This is a genomic window from Kribbella sp. NPDC049174, from assembly GCF_043197365.1.
In the GTDB taxonomy this organism is placed as follows: Bacteria; Actinomycetota; Actinomycetes; order Propionibacteriales; family Kribbellaceae; genus Kribbella.
This window is the reverse complement of record NZ_JBICSZ010000001.1, coordinates 911,702-930,031: the sequence shown is the minus strand read 5'-3', so window position 1 is coordinate 930,031 and position 18,330 is coordinate 911,702. Positions and strand designations below refer to the sequence as shown.

The 18,330-nt window shown below is 68.1% G+C and carries 16 protein-coding genes; 2 read left to right on the top strand and 14 right to left on the bottom strand.

All coding sequences use genetic code 11. From position 1 onward, the window contains the following. Positions 1 to 10 precede the first annotated feature (10 nt). The gene (locus ACGFIF_RS04255; protein WP_393151267.1) at positions 11 to 397 is read left to right on the top strand and encodes a cupin domain-containing protein; all 387 of its coding nucleotides are present in this window, start codon (positions 11 to 13) and stop codon (positions 395 to 397) included. Here the strand turns inward: ACGFIF_RS04255 and ACGFIF_RS04250 are convergent. The 3 genes from ACGFIF_RS04250 to ACGFIF_RS04240 form a co-directional block, all read right to left on the bottom strand. After that, positions 394 to 750 (bottom strand): DUF5655 domain-containing protein, encoded by a 357-nt coding sequence (locus ACGFIF_RS04250; protein WP_393153631.1) that lies wholly within the window; start codon positions 748 to 750, stop codon positions 394 to 396. The genes ACGFIF_RS04255 and ACGFIF_RS04250 overlap by 4 nt on opposite strands. Positions 751 to 843: 93 nt before the next feature. Beyond that, positions 844 to 1,284: a VOC family protein gene (locus tag ACGFIF_RS04245; RefSeq protein WP_393151265.1), complete on the bottom strand. Its 441-nt coding sequence runs from the start codon at positions 1,282 to 1,284 to the stop codon at positions 844 to 846. Then, positions 1,271 to 1,879: a DinB family protein gene (locus tag ACGFIF_RS04240; RefSeq protein ID WP_393151263.1), complete on the bottom strand. Its 609-nt coding sequence runs from the start codon at positions 1,877 to 1,879 to the stop codon at positions 1,271 to 1,273. The genes ACGFIF_RS04245 and ACGFIF_RS04240 overlap by 14 nt, the downstream gene beginning before the upstream one ends. 160 nt (positions 1,880 to 2,039) lie before the next feature. Here ACGFIF_RS04240 and ACGFIF_RS04235 point away from each other — a divergent pair, with 160 nt between their 5' ends. After that, positions 2,040 to 3,764, top strand: a complete 1,725-nt coding sequence (locus ACGFIF_RS04235) for an alpha/beta hydrolase (RefSeq protein ID WP_393151261.1) — start codon at positions 2,040 to 2,042, stop codon at positions 3,762 to 3,764. 514 nt (positions 3,765 to 4,278) lie between these two features. On the opposite strand, the gene ACGFIF_RS04230 is transcribed toward ACGFIF_RS04235, so the two are convergent. The 11 genes from ACGFIF_RS04230 to ACGFIF_RS04180 all read right to left on the bottom strand — a co-directional run bounded on the left by ACGFIF_RS04230 (position 4,279) and on the right by ACGFIF_RS04180 (position 18,269). After that, entirely contained in the window at positions 4,279 to 6,792 is a 2,514-nt protein-coding gene (locus ACGFIF_RS04230) for an ATP-binding protein (RefSeq protein WP_393151259.1), read from the bottom strand. Positions 6,793 to 6,923: 131 nt separating this feature from the next. Next, positions 6,924 to 7,364 carry a hypothetical protein gene (locus tag ACGFIF_RS04225; RefSeq protein ID WP_393151257.1) on the bottom strand — a complete coding sequence of 147 codons (441 nt, stop codon included), beginning with the start codon at positions 7,362 to 7,364 and terminating at the stop codon, positions 6,924 to 6,926. 57 nt (positions 7,365 to 7,421) lie between these two features. After that, complete coding sequence (gene dapB / locus ACGFIF_RS04220) at positions 7,422 to 8,168, bottom strand: 4-hydroxy-tetrahydrodipicolinate reductase (protein ID WP_393151255.1); 747 nt, start codon at positions 8,166 to 8,168, stop codon at positions 7,422 to 7,424. A gap of 60 nt (positions 8,169 to 8,228) precedes the next feature. Next, on the bottom strand, positions 8,229 to 10,064 hold the full coding sequence (locus ACGFIF_RS04215; RefSeq protein WP_393151253.1) for a hypothetical protein: 1,836 nt from the start codon (positions 10,062 to 10,064) through the stop codon (positions 8,229 to 8,231). Between the two features lie 18 nt (positions 10,065 to 10,082). Beyond that, positions 10,083 to 11,090: an ABC transporter ATP-binding protein gene (locus ACGFIF_RS04210; protein ID WP_393151251.1), complete on the bottom strand. Its 1,008-nt coding sequence runs from the start codon at positions 11,088 to 11,090 to the stop codon at positions 10,083 to 10,085. Next, positions 11,090 to 12,091: an ABC transporter ATP-binding protein gene (locus ACGFIF_RS04205; RefSeq protein ID WP_393151249.1), complete on the bottom strand. Its 1,002-nt coding sequence runs from the start codon at positions 12,089 to 12,091 to the stop codon at positions 11,090 to 11,092. Before ACGFIF_RS04205 ends, ACGFIF_RS04210 begins: the two co-directional genes overlap by 1 nt. Before the next feature lie 115 nt (positions 12,092 to 12,206). Then, a complete protein-coding gene (locus tag ACGFIF_RS04200) occupies positions 12,207 to 13,103 on the bottom strand; it encodes an ABC transporter permease (RefSeq protein WP_393151247.1) in 897 nt (298 codons plus the stop codon). After that, positions 13,096 to 14,022 carry an ABC transporter permease gene (locus ACGFIF_RS04195; RefSeq protein ID WP_393151245.1) on the bottom strand — a complete coding sequence of 309 codons (927 nt, stop codon included), beginning with the start codon at positions 14,020 to 14,022 and terminating at the stop codon, positions 13,096 to 13,098. Before ACGFIF_RS04195 ends, ACGFIF_RS04200 begins: the two co-directional genes overlap by 8 nt. Next, complete coding sequence (locus ACGFIF_RS04190) at positions 14,019 to 15,602, bottom strand: ABC transporter substrate-binding protein (protein WP_393151243.1); 1,584 nt, start codon at positions 15,600 to 15,602, stop codon at positions 14,019 to 14,021. The genes ACGFIF_RS04195 and ACGFIF_RS04190 overlap by 4 nt, the downstream gene beginning before the upstream one ends. 329 nt (positions 15,603 to 15,931) lie before the next feature. Then, positions 15,932 to 16,396 (bottom strand): ATP-binding cassette domain-containing protein, encoded by a 465-nt coding sequence (locus ACGFIF_RS04185; RefSeq protein WP_393153629.1) that lies wholly within the window; start codon positions 16,394 to 16,396, stop codon positions 15,932 to 15,934. A gap of 490 nt (positions 16,397 to 16,886) precedes the next feature. After that, positions 16,887 to 18,269 (bottom strand): FAD-binding oxidoreductase, encoded by a 1,383-nt coding sequence (locus tag ACGFIF_RS04180; RefSeq protein ID WP_393151241.1) that lies wholly within the window; start codon positions 18,267 to 18,269, stop codon positions 16,887 to 16,889. Between the last annotated feature and the right edge of the window lie 61 nt (positions 18,270 to 18,330).

Below are 18,330 nucleotides of genomic sequence, written 5' to 3'. Positions count from 1 at the left end.
ACTTGGCGGCATGAGCAACGAACCGATCGATCTGCAGGCCGTGCTGAAGACCTTCGACGACCTCTGGAACCCGCGGATCGCCGCGCGGATCAACGACTACGACGTGCGCCTGACCAAGGTGGCAGGCTCGTACATCTGGCACGTGCACGAGACCACCGACGAGTTCTTCCTGGTCCTCGACGGTGACCTGGGCATCGCCGTCCGCGACCCGGACGAGCGGGTCGTCTCGCTCTCCCCCGGCCAGGTCTTCGTCGTACCGCGCGGCGTCTACCACCGCCCGTTCTCCGACGCCGGCGCCTCCATCGTCGTGATCGAACCCGCCGGCATCCCCACCACCGGCGACCACCACGACCCGCTCCCTGACCACATCTCCACCCACACCGGCCTCGAGATCTAGCCCAAGTGGTCCTGGCGGCCAACGGCGTACGCCTTGGTCAGCCAGACGACGACCTCGTCGTCGACCTCCGCGGCCCTCCGCAGCCGGAACGCGTGCAGGACGTTGCGCGCCGAGTACACCTCGACCTTCGTGAACCGAGCACTGTCAAGCCGCTCGGCCAGTACGACGTGACCGTCCAGCCAATGCACGCGCGGCACGAACGCGGCAAAGCTCATCCGGTTGTGCAGAGCGATCCGAGTCTTCTCCGGGAGCACCTCGACCGGGCCTAGGCCCTGGACGACCCGGACGATCCGCTCGAAGGTCTCACGCACAGCCGGATCCTTGCCCACGAAGTGCGCATCGACAGCCCCCAGCGGCCGGCACGTGTGGGTCTGGTTGCGGTTGGCGAACGTCCGCCCACACCGCTCACACCTCCACAGCTGCCGGCTCTCGTCCGTGACGCCTCCTCAGGCCAGGCAGAACTCATTCTGCTCGGGGTCGCGCATGATGATGTGGAAGCCGTCCGGGGCGTCCATCCGGGTGGCGACGGTGGCGCCGAGGGCGGTGAGGCGGGCGGCTTCGGACTCGATCGCCGTGCGGCGGTCGTCGCCGCCGAGGCCAGGGGCGACTTTGATGTCGAGGTGGACGCGGTTCTTCACCTGCTTCGACTCCGGGACCTGGAGGAAGAAGATGTCGGGGCGGGTGCCGCGGTCCTTGTCGACCAGCGTGCGGCCGGCGTTGCGCTGATCGACCGGGATGTTGTTGGCGTCGGCCCACTCGTCCCAGGTCGCGAAGCCTTCCGGGACGCCGACCGGGAAGTCGTACCCACCCAGCGCGGCCATCCAGAACCGGGCGACCCGGTCCGGATCCGCGCAGTCGAAGACGATGTGCAGGTCAAACGACGGCACGGTCATCACCCCGCTTCTCGGCCAGGCCGGCGCGGTAGAGGTCGCGGAGCAGGCAGATCTCGGCGCCGTGGTGGATGGCCTCACGGTTCACGTGGGTGATCAGGCCGAGCATGGTGTCGTCCGCGAAGTAGGCGCCCTTCGGCCCGAGCGGCTGGTGCAGCGCGTCCTCGTCGAGGCTCCGGATCGCCTCGTTCCACCGGCGGTACCAATGCTCGAGGAACTCCAGCGCGTCGGCCGCCGTACCGGGCAGGTCGGCCGGGAGGTGCCGCGGGTCGAACATGTCCGCGTCGTCCGGCACACTCCCGTCACCGAAGAACGAGCTCACCCGGGTCGCGAAACAACCGACCCCGACGTGCACCAATCGCCACGCGATCGTCGTCAGCGGCGGCGGATCCGGCACCGGATCCTCATGGTCGACCACGATCCGCCCGCTCGCATCGGGCCGAACCGACCACGCACCCGCAGCCGGCTCCCACAAGTACTCGTCATCCGTCAGTCCCTGGAGCCGAGGCCACAGATGGAAGTCCCAGTAGAACTCCAACTGCCCGATCACCAAGTCACCACAGCCGGCCATCAGCGATCCTCGCTTCCCCATCGAGCCTGTGCCGAAGACCCTAGAACCCGCCGCCGACAAAACCACAGCGCCCATAGCACGGGGCGGATCGGCGACGGGCCGGGGGTGGTGCTCGACCGATGGAGGCGAGCATGACAGATTGCGACGGTCCGATTACGCGTGGCCATCCGCTGGAGTCTGCATGAAGTACCTCACCCTGGCCGTCGGCCTGGGCGTATCCGCTGCCGCTGTTCTCGTCGTCCCGGGATCGGGTGCGACCGCCTCGATGGACCAGGCGACGAGGGTCGACCAGGCGCATCCGGTGGCCAATCGGTACCTGAAGCAGAGACCGGTGTGGCAACCGTGCGGCGAGACGGAGTACCGGACGTACTGCGCCAAGATCACCGCGCCCCGCGACTGGGCGAACCAGTACTCCGGTCACGACATCCAGATCGCGGTCAGCAAGGTCGCACCGGTGAAGGGCAAGCCGAGCCGGGTGGTCTTCGGCAACCCGGGCGGACCAGGTGGCGCCGGTCTCGGCATGGCGCCGTACCTGGCCAGTCAGGCACCGCTGGCCAAGGACCACCTCGCCGTCGGGTTCGACCCGCGCGGCACCGGTGACAGCACCAACGTCACCTGCCAGGGCGCGCCCGGGTACACGATGGACGCGCGGGACCGCGACCCGTGGAACCTCGACCTGATCGCGGAGGCGTCGAAGCTCAGCCAGCCGTACTGCGACCGCCAGTCCCGCGGCCTGCTCCCGTACGTCAACACCGCGCAGACCGTGCAGGACATGGACCTGATCCGCCAACTGCTCGGCTTCGACACGATCGACTTCGTCGGGTACTCCGGCGGCACCTGGATGGGGGCGTATTACCAGACGTACTTCCCGCAGCACGTCGGCCGCTTCGTGCTGGACTCCAACACCGATTTCACCCAGCCCTGGATCAACACGTTCCTCGGCCAGCCGGAGGGGTTCGAGCGCCGGTTCCGCGAGGACTTCGCGACCTGGGCGGCGAAGTACGACGGCCAGCTGAAACTCGGCTCGTCGCCACGCACAGTGATCCGGACCTACGAGCGGCTCCGGGCGGCGCTGAAAAAGCAGCCGGCGGTCGAGGAGTTCCTGGACGGTTCGATCAAGATCAGCTACGACCAGAACACCCTGGACGAGATCGTCTCCGGGGATATGTATACAAAGATTGACTTTCCGTCGCTCGCGATCGATTTGGCATTTCTGCGCGACCTTTCCGCCGCACAGACCAAAGGCGGTCCGCGCGCCGCGCAACGGAAAGTGGACGCGTTGTCACTGGCCCGGCAGCACCAGCTGGTACGACGGGCATCCCGCGACACCGTCGGCCTGCGTCCGCTCGGCCGGATCGTCGGTGACGACGCCGAAGGCGCGACCTTCACCGCGGTCACCTGCAACGACACCCCGTGGCCCCAGGGCCGCGAGTACGGCGACCAGATGGCCGGCCGGCTCGGGCCGAAGTACCCCTTGCTCGGCTGGGGCGTGAACGAGAACCCGTGCTTCTACTGGAACCGTCCGAACCTCACCATGCCCCAGCCCACCGGCAAAGGCTTGCCGACAACGCTGATGGTCCAGTCGGTGCACGACCCGGCGACCAACTACTCGCTCGCCGTCTCGGCCCACAACCGGTACGCCGGCTCCCGGCTCGTCACCGTCACCCGCGAGGGCGATCACGGCATCTACGGCGGGGTGAACAAGTGCGCCGACAAGATCGTCAACACGTTCCTCACCACCGGCACGGCACCGGCCAAAGACGTCACCTGTGTCGGCGAGGGCATCCCGGCCCCGTCGCCACCGCCGGGCGACGAGTACGGGGCCGGCGAGCACGGGTACGACGGGACCACGCCGCTGCGCCGGATCGCGGGATTCACCAAAGCGGTCTCGGGATATCTGCACTGAGGCTGCGTAATTCCGCAAAGGTTTCACCGGCGGACGTTTTACCGCAACCATCGACAGCGCTCCGAACGAACGCTTGACCGGTGTGCCCGATGGGGCAGGAAATCCGCACGAATTCGGCGGTTTTCGCCTACGCTCGGGAAGTCCGCGATCACCGTCGGCGAATGCCGCGCGCGGATTTCGTTGTCAGGACATATTTGTCAGGGCGATGTCAGGGTTCCGTCCCTGTGCGACAGAGCGTGATTTCGACAACCTTGTGTCAGCGCGGAGGAACCGGCCGTCGACTGGGAGGGCTCGACGAGAGGCGACTTCGCCGACGTGGCTTCGGCCGGCTGTGAGGTGGGGGGACTGCCTGGGGGGTCAGACAGGGACACAGCCGGCCGGGTCCGTCACGTGAAGCCCGCGCTCTCAGATCCCTCGCGGGGTACCGTCGATCCCCCAGGTCGTGGTGCCTCGCGAGGCAACCATCCGATCAGCAGTTCTGGTGGACTGCTGATCGGTTGTTCTGTGTCCCGGGTCAGAGCCGACCGGTGTGGTTGGGGTTGGAACTGCTCGGAGCGGGTGGGTATCCGTCGGCCACGGCGGCGAGCGGAGCGGCTCGGCCGGCCGACCAGGCTGTTCGGAACGCCCGGCGATCGAGGGACTGCTCGATCGCGGTCCGAGTGGCCAGATAGTCGGCCTTCTCGATCTCCGGCACCGGCGCACCGATGACCTCGCGCACCCCGTCCGCGGCCCCGATCAGGAAGGCGGCGTACTCGCTCCTCCCCCGCTGCTGAACGACTGTCGCCAGTTCCTCGAGGACACTCGCGGACCGCCACCGGTCGCCCAGGTCGCGGTGCTCGGCGAGGCTCTCGTCGAGCAGATGTACGGCGCGCTCGGTCAGCCCGCGACGTCGTTCGACGATGCCGAGCTGGTTCAGCGACCAGGCGACACCTTCGCGGTACCCGAGCCGCTGGGACAACGCCAGGCTCTCCTGCAGCAAGTCCTCGGCCTCGACCAGTTCACCGCCGTACTGCGCGATGGTGCCGAGGCTGATCAACGACCACGCGAGCCCTTCACCGTCACCCAGCAGCCGGAAGCTGTCCCGCGCCCGGCGACACCGCCGGGCACCGACCTCCAGATCACCGCGCAACCAGGCCACGAATCCGAGGTGGTTGTGAGCCCACGCCATCCCCGACCGGTCGCCAAGACTCTCGTACAGGTCGAAGCTCTCGCAGTGCAGGTCCTCCGCGGCCTCGTAGTCTCCACGCTCCCGTGCGACACCACCGAGCCGTTGCAGCACCAGCGCCGTACCGGCTGCGTCGTTCAAGTCCTTGTACTGCGTCAGGGCCGTTTGCAGCCGTGCGGTCGCGGCGTCGTACTCGCACTGGAGGAAAGCGAGCATCCCTGCGCCCAGGTTGGCCTTCGCACACGCAGGAGCGAGTCCCTCCATCTCCGCGGCTGGGACTGTGTCGCCCAGCGCCAGTGCGCGCTCCAGCCACTGACCGCCCTCGGCGTAGTGGCCGCGCAGGTAGCAGAAGAGCCAGAGCCCACCGGCCAGATGCAATGCCTCGCGCACCGACCTCGTCCGCAGTGACCACGCCATGGCGGACCGGAGGTTGTCCAACTCGCCGTCGAGCCGTTCGAGCCACTGTGCCTGGTTCACGCCGCGCAACTGGCCCTCGGCCTCCTCGGCGAGGGTGATGTAGAAGTGCGCGTGCCGACGCGCCGCCTCCTCCGCCATCCCAGCGGCCATCAGCCGGTCGGCGGCGAACTCACGGATCACCGCGAGCATGTAGTACCGCGCGACGCCGCTGCGCCGGGTGACCCGGATCAGCGACTTGTCCACCAGCCGTCCGGTCAGGTCGAGTGCCTCCGCACGCTCCAGCGGACCCGGTGCGGCTTGACCGGACATGACTGTGGCGGCAGCGCTCAACGTCCACCCGCCGACGAACACCGACAGCTGCGCGAACACCTCCCGCTCCGCCGGCGTGAGCAGGTCATGGCTCCACTCGATCGCGCCGTACATGGACTGCTGTCGCGGCGACGCCGTCCGCGATCCGCCGGCCAGGATGGTGAACGAGGTTTCCAGCTCGGACGCCAGCTCCTCGACGGTCATCACGTTCGTCCGGGCCGCGGCCAGCTCGATCGCGAGCGGCATTCCCTCCAGCCGCCGTACCACCCGGGCGACCTGGTCGACCTGCCCGTCCAGGTCATACCCGCGCGCGGTCGCCCGCTCGATGAAGAGCCGTACGGCGGCCGACGACTCGAGCTGGTCCTCGTCGTGCGGCAGCGCCAGCGCCGGTACGACGTACACGCTCTCGCCTGGCACGCGCAGAAGCTCGCGGCTGGACGCGAGGACCGACAGGTTCGGGCAGGACTCCAGCAGCGCGGCGCAGATCTGTCCGACCGTGGCAACGACGTGAGAGCAGTTGTCGAGCACCAGCAGCATGGTCCGGCGCCCGATCTGGTCGGCGATCGCCTCGATCAGCTTCGAGGTGTCCATCGGGTGCAGACCGGCGGCGGCCGCGACGGCCGGGACCACGCCGGCGGGATCGGTGAGAGAGGCGAGCGGAACCCAGCAGACGCCGTCGTGGAAGCTCTCCTCGAGCTCTCCCGCCAGCGCCAGGGTCAGCCGCGTCTTGCCGACGCCGCCCGGTCCGGTCAGGGTCAGCAACCGCGTCAGGCGTTGACCCAGCAAACGTTTGGTTGCGGTGAGTTCGGTAGTGCGACCGATCAGCTCGTTCGGCGGGGCAGGTGGCCGGCGCAGCTGTGGCTGCGGGGATTCGGTGTCGCGGCGGGCAGAGGTGGTGAGCTCGGCACGATCCGTTGCGCCGAGCCGCAGAGCGTCCGCGAGCAGGCGCAACGTGTGTGCTCGGGGCGCGCGACGGCGTCCCCGCTCCAGAGCCGCGATCGCGTCGACACTCAGACCGGCGAGCTCGGCCAGACCCTCCTGCGACAATCCGGCCTCACGCCGGTGTCGTCGCAACAGACCGCCGAAACCCGTCCCCTGCATGTCGTCCGAGCCGCGGCGAGACCCGTCTGATGGCACAGGACGGCTCCACCCAGTCTCCGACCTACACGTGGCGGTTGCCACGCGCCTTCCCCTGAAAGTATCCCGTTTCACACCGCGTTGTCAGTTACCTCGGTGTCCTTCACGGCCAACTCCCAGGTAACTCCCGGCTAGCTCCGGTCGTGATGGGCGATCGCGGTGCGCATGGTGGAGCGGGCTCGTTTCCGATCGCCGGCCGCGTCGTAGGCCGTGGACAACCGGAACCAGACCCGCCAATCGTCGGGCGCGGCCTCTGCCTCCGCCTTGTACTTCTCGAACGCCGCATCGGCAGCGGCGCGATCGATCCGGCCCGACGGCCGCCGCGGTAGATCGTCCACCGGCAGCCCGCCCGCCGCCTCCAGTTCGCGCGCCAAGGCCTCGGTACGACGACCGAACTGCAGCTCACGCCACACCAGGTACGCCCCGAGCACCGGGATCACCAGCACGGCGACGCCGAGGATGACCGCGACCGGATCGCCGGTGCCGATCAGCAGCACTCCCCGCCACCCGAGCAGTACGGCGTACGCGACGAAGACAACCGCGAGCCCGATCGCGACCCGCTTCGCGGTCACGAGCCAAGGCCCCGTGACCACGCCGGCGCCGAAGGCCCGGCCAAAAGCACAGTCATCTCAGTCCAGGTTCATGAAGTGCTCGAGACCGACGGTCAGTCCGGGCGTGTCGACGATCTTGCGGACGCCGAGCAGGACCCCGGCCATGAACGAGACGCGGGCCATCGAGTCGTGCCGGATCGTCAGCGTCTCGCCGGTGTCGCCGAACAGGACCTCCTGGTGCGCGATCAGCCCGCGGAGCCGGACGCCGTGCACCCGGATCCCGTCGACGTCCGCACCGCGCGCGCCGTCAAGCGACGTGGTGGTGGCGTCCGGGATCGGCCCGGCGTCGGCCTCCCGGCGAGCGGCCGCGATCAGTTCCGCGGTACGGCGCGCCGTACCCGACGGGGCGTCGACCTTGTCCGGGTGGTGCAACTCGATGATCTCGACCGACTCGTAGTACCGCGCGGCCTTGGCGGCGAACTGCATCATCAGGACGGCGCCGATGGAGAAGTTGGGCGCGATCAGGACACCGGAGCCGGGGTTGGCGGCCAGCCGCGCCCGCAGCGTCGCGAGCCGCTCGTCGTCGAACCCGGTGGTGCCGACGACCGCGTGGATGCCGTGGTCGATGCACCAGGCCAGGTTGTCCATCACCACCTCGGGACGGGTGAAGTCGACCACCACCTGGGCGCCAGCCTTGACCAGCTCTTCCAGTTCGTCGCCCTGGTCGAGCCGGGCGACCAGTTCGCAGTCGTCGGCTTCTTCCACCGCGAGGCACGTCTGAGCGCCCATCTTGCCCTTGGCCCCCAGCACACCGACCTTGATCATCCGCACCCTTTCACCGACGTTCGACCGCCCAAGGATCTCATCAGGCCTGCACAGCCCGAGTCAGGGTGTCTTGGTGGCCCGTTCGTTGCGCGGCACGTAGACCTGCAGGTCCATCGTCTGCTGCGGCGGGGCGAGCAGCGCGTAGTCGGCGGTGAAGTCCAGCGCACAGGCGCGCAGCGCGGTGATCTCGACCTCGGAGATGCGGCGGTTCAGCAGGATGATCGGCGGCCGGCCCGGGTTCCACGGCTGACCCTTCTGGCAGACCTCTTCGATTCCGGCGGCCGTCCGATTGCGCTCCTTCGGCGCGACCCAGGCCTCACCGACCGGCTTGCCCTGCAGCATCAGGACGAGCCCGGCCATCTTGTCGAAGGCGAGGATCGGCCGTCCGGCCGGCTGGAGATACGGCCGCAGCGCCGCCTCGAGCTCGGCGTAGTTCCGCGCCGCGGCGGGCTGGACGTAGACGCCCTTCAACGGCGCCGGCGTGGCCGGCTCGGTCAGTTCCGCATGTCCGACCGAGCGATACGGGTGCAGGAACATCCCGCTGTAGGAGATGGACGCCACCGCCACCAGCGAGGCCACCGTGACCAGACCGACCGTCACCCGCGCCACCACCGGAACGGCCCAGATCCCGGTCACCACCGCGATCATCACCGCGGCCCAGGCGGCGAACGCGTTGAAGCCGATCGTGTACAGCGGGTTGTTCGTGCCGAACGCCTGCACCAGCGGCAACACCACGAGCAGCCCGAGAACGACCCAGCCGCGCGCCGTCTCCCGGCTCAACGCCGACCGCCGTGTCAGCCCGTACCGCCCCGCGAGCACAGCGGTGACAGCAGTCACGAGGGCCACCAGTACGGCCGCCAACAACGTCACCGTGTAGTCCGAGGTGTGCGCCGATCCACCGACCGCGGCATCGTCGACGAGAACCCGCCGTACCGAAAGCACGAAACCCACGACCGCGATCACCGCGGCCGCGATCCGCAACCACGGCCAGCGGCCGATCACGGCGACCGCGGCCGCGATCAGCAGCAGCGCATGCTCGCGCAGGGTCTTGCCCAGCAGCTCCAGACCGGTCGACCAGTAGACATGCAGCAACGCGGTCGGCGAGTACGACGTCTCCGCGATGAACCTGTTCACGGCCATGATCCCGGGCACCGCGACGTTCAGCCGGACCACGAACAGCTGCACCACCAGAGCCGCCACTCCCAGCCCGGCCACGGCGAACCCGATACCCCGGGCAACAGCCTGCAGGCCTTGACCGGACAGCACGATCAGGGCCGCGATCACGATCAGCCCGATCACCACGACCGAGGTCCACTTCGCCAGCACCATCATGCCGATGACCACGCCGGCAACCATCAGCACCCAGAACGGCACCGGTGTCCCGCGATCCACCGCGGTCGCCATCCACAGCACGCAGGAGACCAGGGTCAGCGCCCCGAGCAGGATGACGTCGTTGTAGCCGGGCGACATCGGCAGCCAGCTGTAACACATCCCGCCGGCCGCCAGGATGGTCGCCATCCCGGCCAGCTCCCACAGCTTGGTCGGAGGTGCGCCCGGCCGCCGGCCCCGCAGCCAGCGCATGAAGCTGTACCCGAACAACAGGTGTACGACGACCACGGTCAGCAACCGGAAGAACCGCAGCCGGACGACGTCGTACCCGAGCCACTCGAAGACCGGCCCGTAGAGATACTGCACCCCAGTCAGCGCCAGCGGATTCTGGTCCCACCACCGGTAGGACAGCAGGTAGTAGCCCTCGTCGGTGATGTCGAAACCCTCGTTCGCGGCCCGGCCCGCGGTCAGCACCCACCACGCGGCGAGCCCACCCGCAACCACGATCACACCAAGAAGTAACACCGTCTGCCTACGCAGCGTGCTCCTCCCGGCGACCGACTCCACGGCGGCCACCTTAAGGCATCACTTCACAGCTACTTCCGGCGTGTAGGCGGTCTGGGCGTCTTCGGCGAAGTGACAGGACACGGTCTGGCCGGCCGGTATCAACCGAAGCTGTGGTTCCTCCGTGCTGCAGCGGGACTCCGCGCGCAGGCACCGGGTGTGGAACCGGCAACCGGACGGCGGCATCACCGGCGACGGCGGGTCGCCGGCCAGCACGATCCGCTTGCGACCCTGCCGGGCCAGACCGGGCTCCGCGGACAGCAGCGCCTGGGTGTAGGGATGCGCCGGTACGTCGTACACCTGCTGGTGCTCGCCCAACTCGGCGACCCGGCCGAGGTACATCACCGCGACCCGGTCCGAGACGTGGCGTACGACGGACAGGTCGTGGGCGACGAAGATGATGCTCAGGCCGAGGTCACGCTGCAGCCGCATCAACAGGTTCACCACCTGCGCCTGGACCGAGAGGTCAAGGGCGGACACGGGCTCGTCGCACAGCAGCACGTCCGGATTGAGCGCGATCGCCCGCGCGATCCCGATCCGCTGCCGCTGCCCGCCGGAGAACTGGTGCGGGAACTTCGTCTCGTCCTCGGCCCGCAACCCGACCAGCTCGAGCAACTCCCGGACGCGCTTCCTGACGTCCAGACCGCGCGAGACGTCCGGGTGGACCTCGAGCGGCTCGGCCACGATCTCGCCGACCCGCATCCGTGGATTCAGGCTCGAGTACGGGTCCTGGAACACCACCTGGACGTTCCGCCGCCACCGGCGCAGCTCGCGGCTCCCCAGCGTGCTCACGTCCACCCCGCCGTACGAGATCTCGCCGGCGGTCGGCTTCTCCAGGGCGGCGAGAAGCCGGACCAGTGTCGACTTCCCGCAGCCGGACTCGCCGACGATGCCGAGCGACTCACCCTTGCGCAGGGTCAGATCGACACCGTCGACGGCGCGGACAAGGGTCTTGGTCCCGAAGCTGAGCGCCGGGCTGATGTCGTAGTGCTTGACCAGCCCCGTGGCCACCAGCAACTCGTCGGCCATCACACTGCCTCCTTCGCGGCGATCCTCGTACGACGGATGCACGCGGCATCTCGATCCGGCCCGACGGTGAGCAGCGGCGGCACCTCCGACGCGCAGTCGTCGATCGCGATCGGGCACCGGGGCCGGAACGCGCAACCGGACGGGATCGCCCGCAACGACGGCGGCGTACCGGGGATCGTCGGCAACTCCTGCCCCTTCAGGTCCGCCGACGGCATCGAGCCGAGCAGGCCTTCGGTATAGGGATGCATCGGATACTCCAGCGCTTCGGCGGTCGAGGCCCGCTCGACGACGTGGCCGGCGTACATGACGACCACGTTGTCCGCGACGTCCGACACCACGCCGAGGTCGTGGGTGATCAGGACGACGCCCATGTCCCGCTCGGCCTGCAGCTCCGCGATCAGCTCGAGGATCTGCGCCTGCACGGTGACGTCGAGCGCCGTCGTCGGCTCGTCCGCGATCAGTACGTCGGGATCGAGCGCGAGTGCCATCGCCAGCATCACCCGCTGCCGCATACCGCCGGAGAACTCGTGCGGGTAGTCGCGCACCCGCTTCGCCGCGGCCGGGATCCGCACCTGGTCGAGCATCTCCGCGGCCCGCTTGAGCGCGTCCTTCTTCGACATTCCGCGGTGCACCCGGTAGCACTCGGCGATCTGGGTGCCGACCGACTGGACCGGGTTCAGTGCCGACAGCGAGTCCTGGAACACCATGGTGATCCGGTCGCCGACGATCCGGCGCCGTTCGTTCTCGGTCATCGCGATCAGGTCCGCGCCGCGGTACTCCGCCGTACCGGAGACGATCCGGCCCGGCGGCATCTCCAGGATCCCGGTCAGCGCCTGAGTCGACACACTCTTCCCCGACCCCGACTCCCCCAGGATCGCGAGGGTCTCGCCCGCCCGGACCTGCCAGGACACCCCGTCAACAGCCCGCACCGGCCCGCGCGGAGTGTCGAACTCGACGGTCAGATCGTCGACTTTCAGCAATACTTCGCCAAGCCTGGTCATCGGGCCTCCCGGTCTGGACTGAGGAGTGCAGGGAGCGAAGCGACCGGAGCGACGAGGGAAGACCGGGAGCCAAGGCCCGATGACCCACCGAGCCGGAGGCGAGGAATGTGCACAGTCATCGGATCAGCTTTGGGTCGAGGGCGTCGCGGATCGAGTCGCCGATGATCATGAACGAGATCGTCATCGTCGAGATGAACAGCGCCGGCCAGATGAACAGGTGTGGGGTGTCCCGGTACGACGCCGCGACGCCGAACTGTGAGCCCCAGGAGATCGACGGCGGTTGCAGGCCGACACCGAGGAAGGTCAGCGCCGCCTCCAGACCGACCATGCCGCCGATGCCGAGCGTAGTCATCGCCAGCAGCGGCGCCATCGCGTTCGGGAACACGTGTTTGCGCAGGATCCGCACCGGTGGCACCCCGATCGACCGGGCCGCCAGCACGTACTCGCGGTTGCGCACCGAGAACACCGTGGCCCGCATCAGCCTCATCCCGCCCGGCCAGCCGATCAGCAGGATGACACCGACGATGATCCAGATGCTGCGATTCGGGACCGAGTTCAGGATCACGATCAGGACGACGATGCCGGGCACGCTGAACAGGACGTCGGCGGTCCGTGAGATCAGACCGTCGACGAACCCTGGGAAGTAGCCCGCCAGCAGACCGAGTGATCCGGCCAGCACGAACACCCCGAAGCTGGCGCAGATACTGACCAGCACCGACGGGCGGGCGCCGTACACCACGTTGGCGAAGTAGTCGCAGCCCTGGATGTCGTAGCCGAACAGGTGCCCGGGACTGCGGCCCTGCCGGCTCTTGGTCAGCTCGCAGAACCGGGGATCGACGGACGTGAACAGCTTCGGCACCGCCGCCATGGTGAAGAACAGCAGCAGCAACAGGCTGCAGACGATGAACTGCGGTTTGCGGAGCAGCGCCCGCAGCAGCTCGCGGTTCGACAGCGTTCTGCCGTCGCCGAGCTCCTGCGCCTCCGCTCCGACCACCGCTTGGATCTCAGACATTGCGCACCCTCGGATCCAGGACGCCGTACAGGAGATCGACCAGCAGGTTGATCAGGATGAACGAGATGAAGGCCAAGGTCGACAGCAGCACCACCACACCGCCCTCCTTCAGCTTGATCGCCTGGAACATGAACTGACCCAGGCCGGGCAGGTTGAAGATGCTCTCGGTGATGATCGCCCCGCCGAACATGCCGGCAAGGTCGATCCCGATGAAGGTGACGATCGGGAGCAGCGCGTTCGGCAGGATGTGCCGCCACAGCACCCGCTGCTCCCCCAGTCCCTTCGCTCGCGCCGTCTTCACGAAGTCGGCGTTCACCGTCTCCACGATCGACGTCCGCATCAGCCGCGCCAGCCCGGCGAAACCGAGGACGCCGATGACGAGCGCGGGCAACAGGTAGGACCGCGGGAACCCCTCGAGCACCCCGGAGACCGGGAACCACTTCAGCTCGACGCCGAACAGGTACTGCGCGGCGAAGTACGCCACCAGCCCCGGCACCGCCAGCAGCACCAGCGTTGCCAGCAGCAACGACTTGTCGATCAGCCCGTTGCGCTTGAACCCGGCGTAGATCCCGAAGAACAGCCCGAGCGTCCACTGGAACGCGTTCGCCAGCAGGGTCAGCTTGAGCGTCACCGGAATCCGCAAGGCCAGCTGGTCGCGGATGTCGGCGCCGGCGAACGTGGTCCCGAAGTTGCCGGTCAGGATGTCCTTCATGCTCAGCAGGTACTGGACGATGAAGGGATCGTCGAGGTGGAACTGGGCCCGTTTGGCGGCCAGCACTGCGGCCGGGATGGGCTTGTCGCCGGCCAGCTCCCGCAGGGGGTCCCCGGGCATCGCGAAGACGAGCGCGAAGACCCCCAGCGTGACGACCAGACCGATCGGGATCGCCGTCAGCATCCGGCGGAGGAAGAACCGGATCACTTGAACGTCGCGTAGAGCGCCGACACCCCGGTGTACTTCGACACCCGCGGCTCGATCCTGGCCGAGTGCAGGTAGGCGTTCGACTTGGTGTACAGCGGGATCAGCGGCAGGTCCTCGAGCGCGATGTCCTCGGCCTGCTGGTAGATCGCGATCGCCTTGTCCGGGTCCGGCTCGGCGTCGCCCTTGGCCAGCACGGCGTCCAGCGCGGGGCTGTTGTAGCCGGCGAAGTTCGCGTCACCGGTGGACTTGAACATCGGGGTCAGGTAGTCCTCGATCGACGGGTAGTCGTGACCCCAGCCGCCGAAGCGCAGACCGTCCAGCTTGCGGGTGTCGGCCAGTTCGGTGATCTCCGAACCCTGCTTGCCGGTGTACTTCACCTCGAGGCCGAGGTTCTGCCGGATCATGTTGCCGATCGCCTCGGCGAAGATCTGACCGGTCGCCGACGTGGTGTTGTAGTTGATGTTCACCGGACCGGAGAAGCCGCCGGCCTCCTGCAGCAACTGCTTCGCCTTGGCCGCGTCGAAGGCGCAGTACTTGCAGGCGTTGTCGCGGTAGCCGGCCATGTCCGGCGCGACCAGGCCCTTGGCCGGCTCGGCGAGACCGACCAGGTCGGCGAACGCCTTCCGGTCGATCGCCATCGAGAACGCGTGCCGCAGCTTCGGGTTCTTGAACCTCGCGTCCCAGGCCGGGAAGACCAGGTAGTTCGCGCCCGAGCTCACGCTCTTCACCCACTGGTCGGGAGCGTCGGCCTCGAAGCTCTTCACCTTGGTGGACGGTACGTCGACGAAGTCCACGTTGCCGGCCAGGAACTCGTTGTACGCCGTGTCCGCGTTCGGGATGAACCGGTAGGTGATGGCATCGGCCTCGGGCACGTTCGGGCCCTTGTAGCCGTCCCACTTCACCAGCTTGATGTCGTCACCGGCGTTCCAGGTACCGTCCAGCTTGTACGCGCCGTTGCCGATCGGCTTGCGCTTGTAGGCGTCCGGGTCCTTGCGCACCTCCTCCGGCAGCGGGGCCAGGCCGAGGTACTGCAGGGTCAGGCCGAACTGGGAGAACGGCACCTTGAGCTTGACCGAGAAGGTCAGGTCGTCGATCTGCTTCAGGCCGCTCAGCGTCTTCACCGCGGTCGGCTTCGGGGTGGCACCGTCCGGGGTCGGCGGGTTCAGCGCGTCGTACCCCTCGACCTTGGAGAAGAAGCCGTTGTTCTTCCACGCGTTCGAGCCCTGCGCGGTCATGTTCCAGCTGTCCACGTAGTCCTTGGCGGTCAGCGGCTGGCCGTTCTGGAACGTGTTGCCGGCCTTGAGCTTGATCGTCCAGGTCTGGCTGGCCTGGTCCGGCGTGACCGAGTCGGCCAGCACGTTGACCGTCTTGCCGGTGTTCGGGTCCGTCGTCACCAACGGGGCGAACATCGCCATCGCGACCTGGATCCCCGGACTGCCGTTCTCGTTCAGCGGGTTGATGTACTCCAGCGGGTCGGCGGCGATCGCGATGGTCTCGCTCTTCGCGCCGTCACCGGAGCCACTGCCGCTGGACTTGCCGTCACCACAGGAGGCCAGCACCAGCGATAAGCCCAGTGCCACCCCCACAACCCCAGTCAGACGTCGCACGGTCGAACCAACTTCCTCGGCGGGAGGGCCGTTAGGCGGGCGGATCAAGGAGCATGTTCGCTGGTCGAAACTGCGCATGTCAACGTTGTCAGGCGCACAGCGGCGGCGCGTAACGTAGGCGTTACTTTCCCAAGACCTCAGACGATCTCCGGAAACCATGGCAAAACCGTGCGGCCTTAATCGATAACCTCAGCTAGTCATCAGATGTCAGCCGAAGTCCTGGTCCGATTCCGCTCGTGCGCACAAGTGCTCAATCGGTCATGACACTCAGTGTGGCGACGAGTGCGCTGGGTGTCCGATGCTCACTCTTGTCGAGTTGCGAACAATCGGGCGAACCGACCGTCCGGCTGGGACATCAGCTCCGGATACGTTCCCTGCTGGACCACCGAGCCGCCGTCGATGACGTAGATGCGGTCCATCTCGATCAAGGTCCACGCATGGTGGGAGACGACGATCGTGATCCGGCTGTACTTGGTCCGTCGCAGCTCGGCGAAGATCTCCCGCTCGGCCTCGGCGTCGATCGCCGACGTCGGCTCGTCCAGGATCCACACGCCGGCGTTCCGCAGGTGGGTCCGGGCCAAGGCGAGTCGTTGCCGTTGCCCACCGGAGATCCCGTTGCCTCCCCACTGCTGGGTGTCGAGTGGCAGGTCCTTGGCGAAGGCGGCTGCCAGCCCGGCCCGGATCCGCTCGTCGGATGCGGCCTGCGGCAAGCCGAGGGCCACTGCGTCGCGAAGGGTGAACTCGAACCGCCCGAACTCCTGCACCAGCAGGCCGAAGTGCCCGAGCCGTTCGGTCTCGGTCAGGTCCGCGGCCGAGCCGCAGCCGTAGCATCATCCGCTGGCCGGCGTCGCGAGCCACCGCGCCCAGCGGATACATCGAGCCGACCACCACGGTCAGCCAGAGCAGTGGACCCCAGGGCGATCCCCCGTCGATCAGGTTCTCCAGCAGGACGACCTGAGCTCCGGGCAGCACGGCCTGGATCAGGACCAGGGTGGAACAGAGCACGAGCCAGCCCGGGGTGATCCGGGCGGCGTCGGACAGGGCTTCGCGGGCAGTACGGAACGCATCACGGAGCGGAGCGAGCACGGTGATCCTCTTCTCAGCACGAACGGCGGACGCAGACGGCAGGCCGAACCGCGCTGGGTCGATCCAGCGCGGTGCGGCACGTCGGCCGTCAAATGCGTGCGATCCCGTTCAGAGAGGAATCCAGCGGCAGATCACGTGGTGACGCGACACAACTCCCAGAAGGTTACCGGCTCAGAGAGGCGGGATGTTCTGGTTCAGGTGGAACAGGTTGCCCGGGTCGTACTTCCGCTTCAGCTCCTGGAGCCGGTCGTACGTCGCGGCGCCGTACGCCGACCGGATCCGATCCGAGCCTTCGTCGCCGAGGAAGTTGACGTACGCGCCGCTCTGGTGCGGCTCGATCGCCCGCCACGACTCCCGGACCCACTCCCGCTGCTCCTCGAAGCCGTCCGGCCCCAGGGTCACGCCGACGAAGTTGAAGGTGTGCCCGCTCGATCGGTCCCCGAACGCCGTACTGTCCGCAGGCACCCGGGCGATCTCACCGCCGAGATGGAAGATCGGGTAGGCCGTGTACGGCGAGTCGATCGCCAGACCGCGCGCCGCGGCGATGTCGACCACGTCGTCGGTCAGCTCGGCGACGTCACAGGCCCGCATGTAGTACCAGCGGCCGTGCGGGAAGCTGGGATCGAACATCGCCTGGTGGTCCACGAACGGCTTCGCCGTACACAGGTCCAGCAGCGGCGGGGCGAAGGCCTTGAGCGGCGCGACCGCCCGCTCTCCCGCTTCGACCGAACCGGCGTAGCACGCTACCACCACGACCACCGGCCGGCCGTGCAGCTCGGCCGGGATCGTCGGCAGGTCCGGAATCCACCGGTGGATCACCGCGGTGGTCAGCTCGTCCGGAATGTCGGTGATCCAGTCCCGGTAGAAGCGCAGCAACTCCGGCGACTGCTCCATCGGCCACATCACCGGGCCGGCGTAGACGATCGGTCCGACCGGGTGCAGCTGGAACTCGAACTCGGTGACGATGCCGAAGTTCCCGCCACCGCCCCGGATCCCCCAGAACAGATCGGCGTTGGCCTCCGGACTCGCGGTCAGCAGCTCGCCCTCGGCGGTGACGAGATCGACCGAGAGCAGGTTGTCGATGCTCAGCCCGTACTTGCGCATCAGCCAGCCGATCCCGCCGCCCAGCGTGAGCCCGGCCACGCCGGTGTGGGTGACGATGCCGGACGGCACGGCGAGGCCGAAGGCCTGGGTCTCGCGGTCGAGTTCGCCGAGCAGCACTCCCGCCTGCGCCCGGGCAGTACGTCGTACCGGGTCGACCCGGATGCCCTTGAGCGGCGCCAGGTCCAGCAGGATACCGCCGTCACAGGTCGAGTGCCCGGGGAAACTGTGCCCGCCGCCGCGCACCGCGACCGGCCCACCGGTACGGCGGGCGTAGGCGAGCGCGGACCGGATATCGGCCACACCGGTGCAGCGGGCGATCAGTCCGGGCCGACGGTCGATCGACCCGTTCCAGACCGCACGGAGATCGTCGTACGACGACTCCCCCGGATGGATCAGCTCTCCGCGGAAGTCTTCCCCCAGTGCCTGCACGTCCGGCGTGATCGTGCTCATGACCAGCTCCCCGAGTCCCTCCCCCAGGCCCCCTGTCACCGGCCAGTCTGCTCCTGCGGGC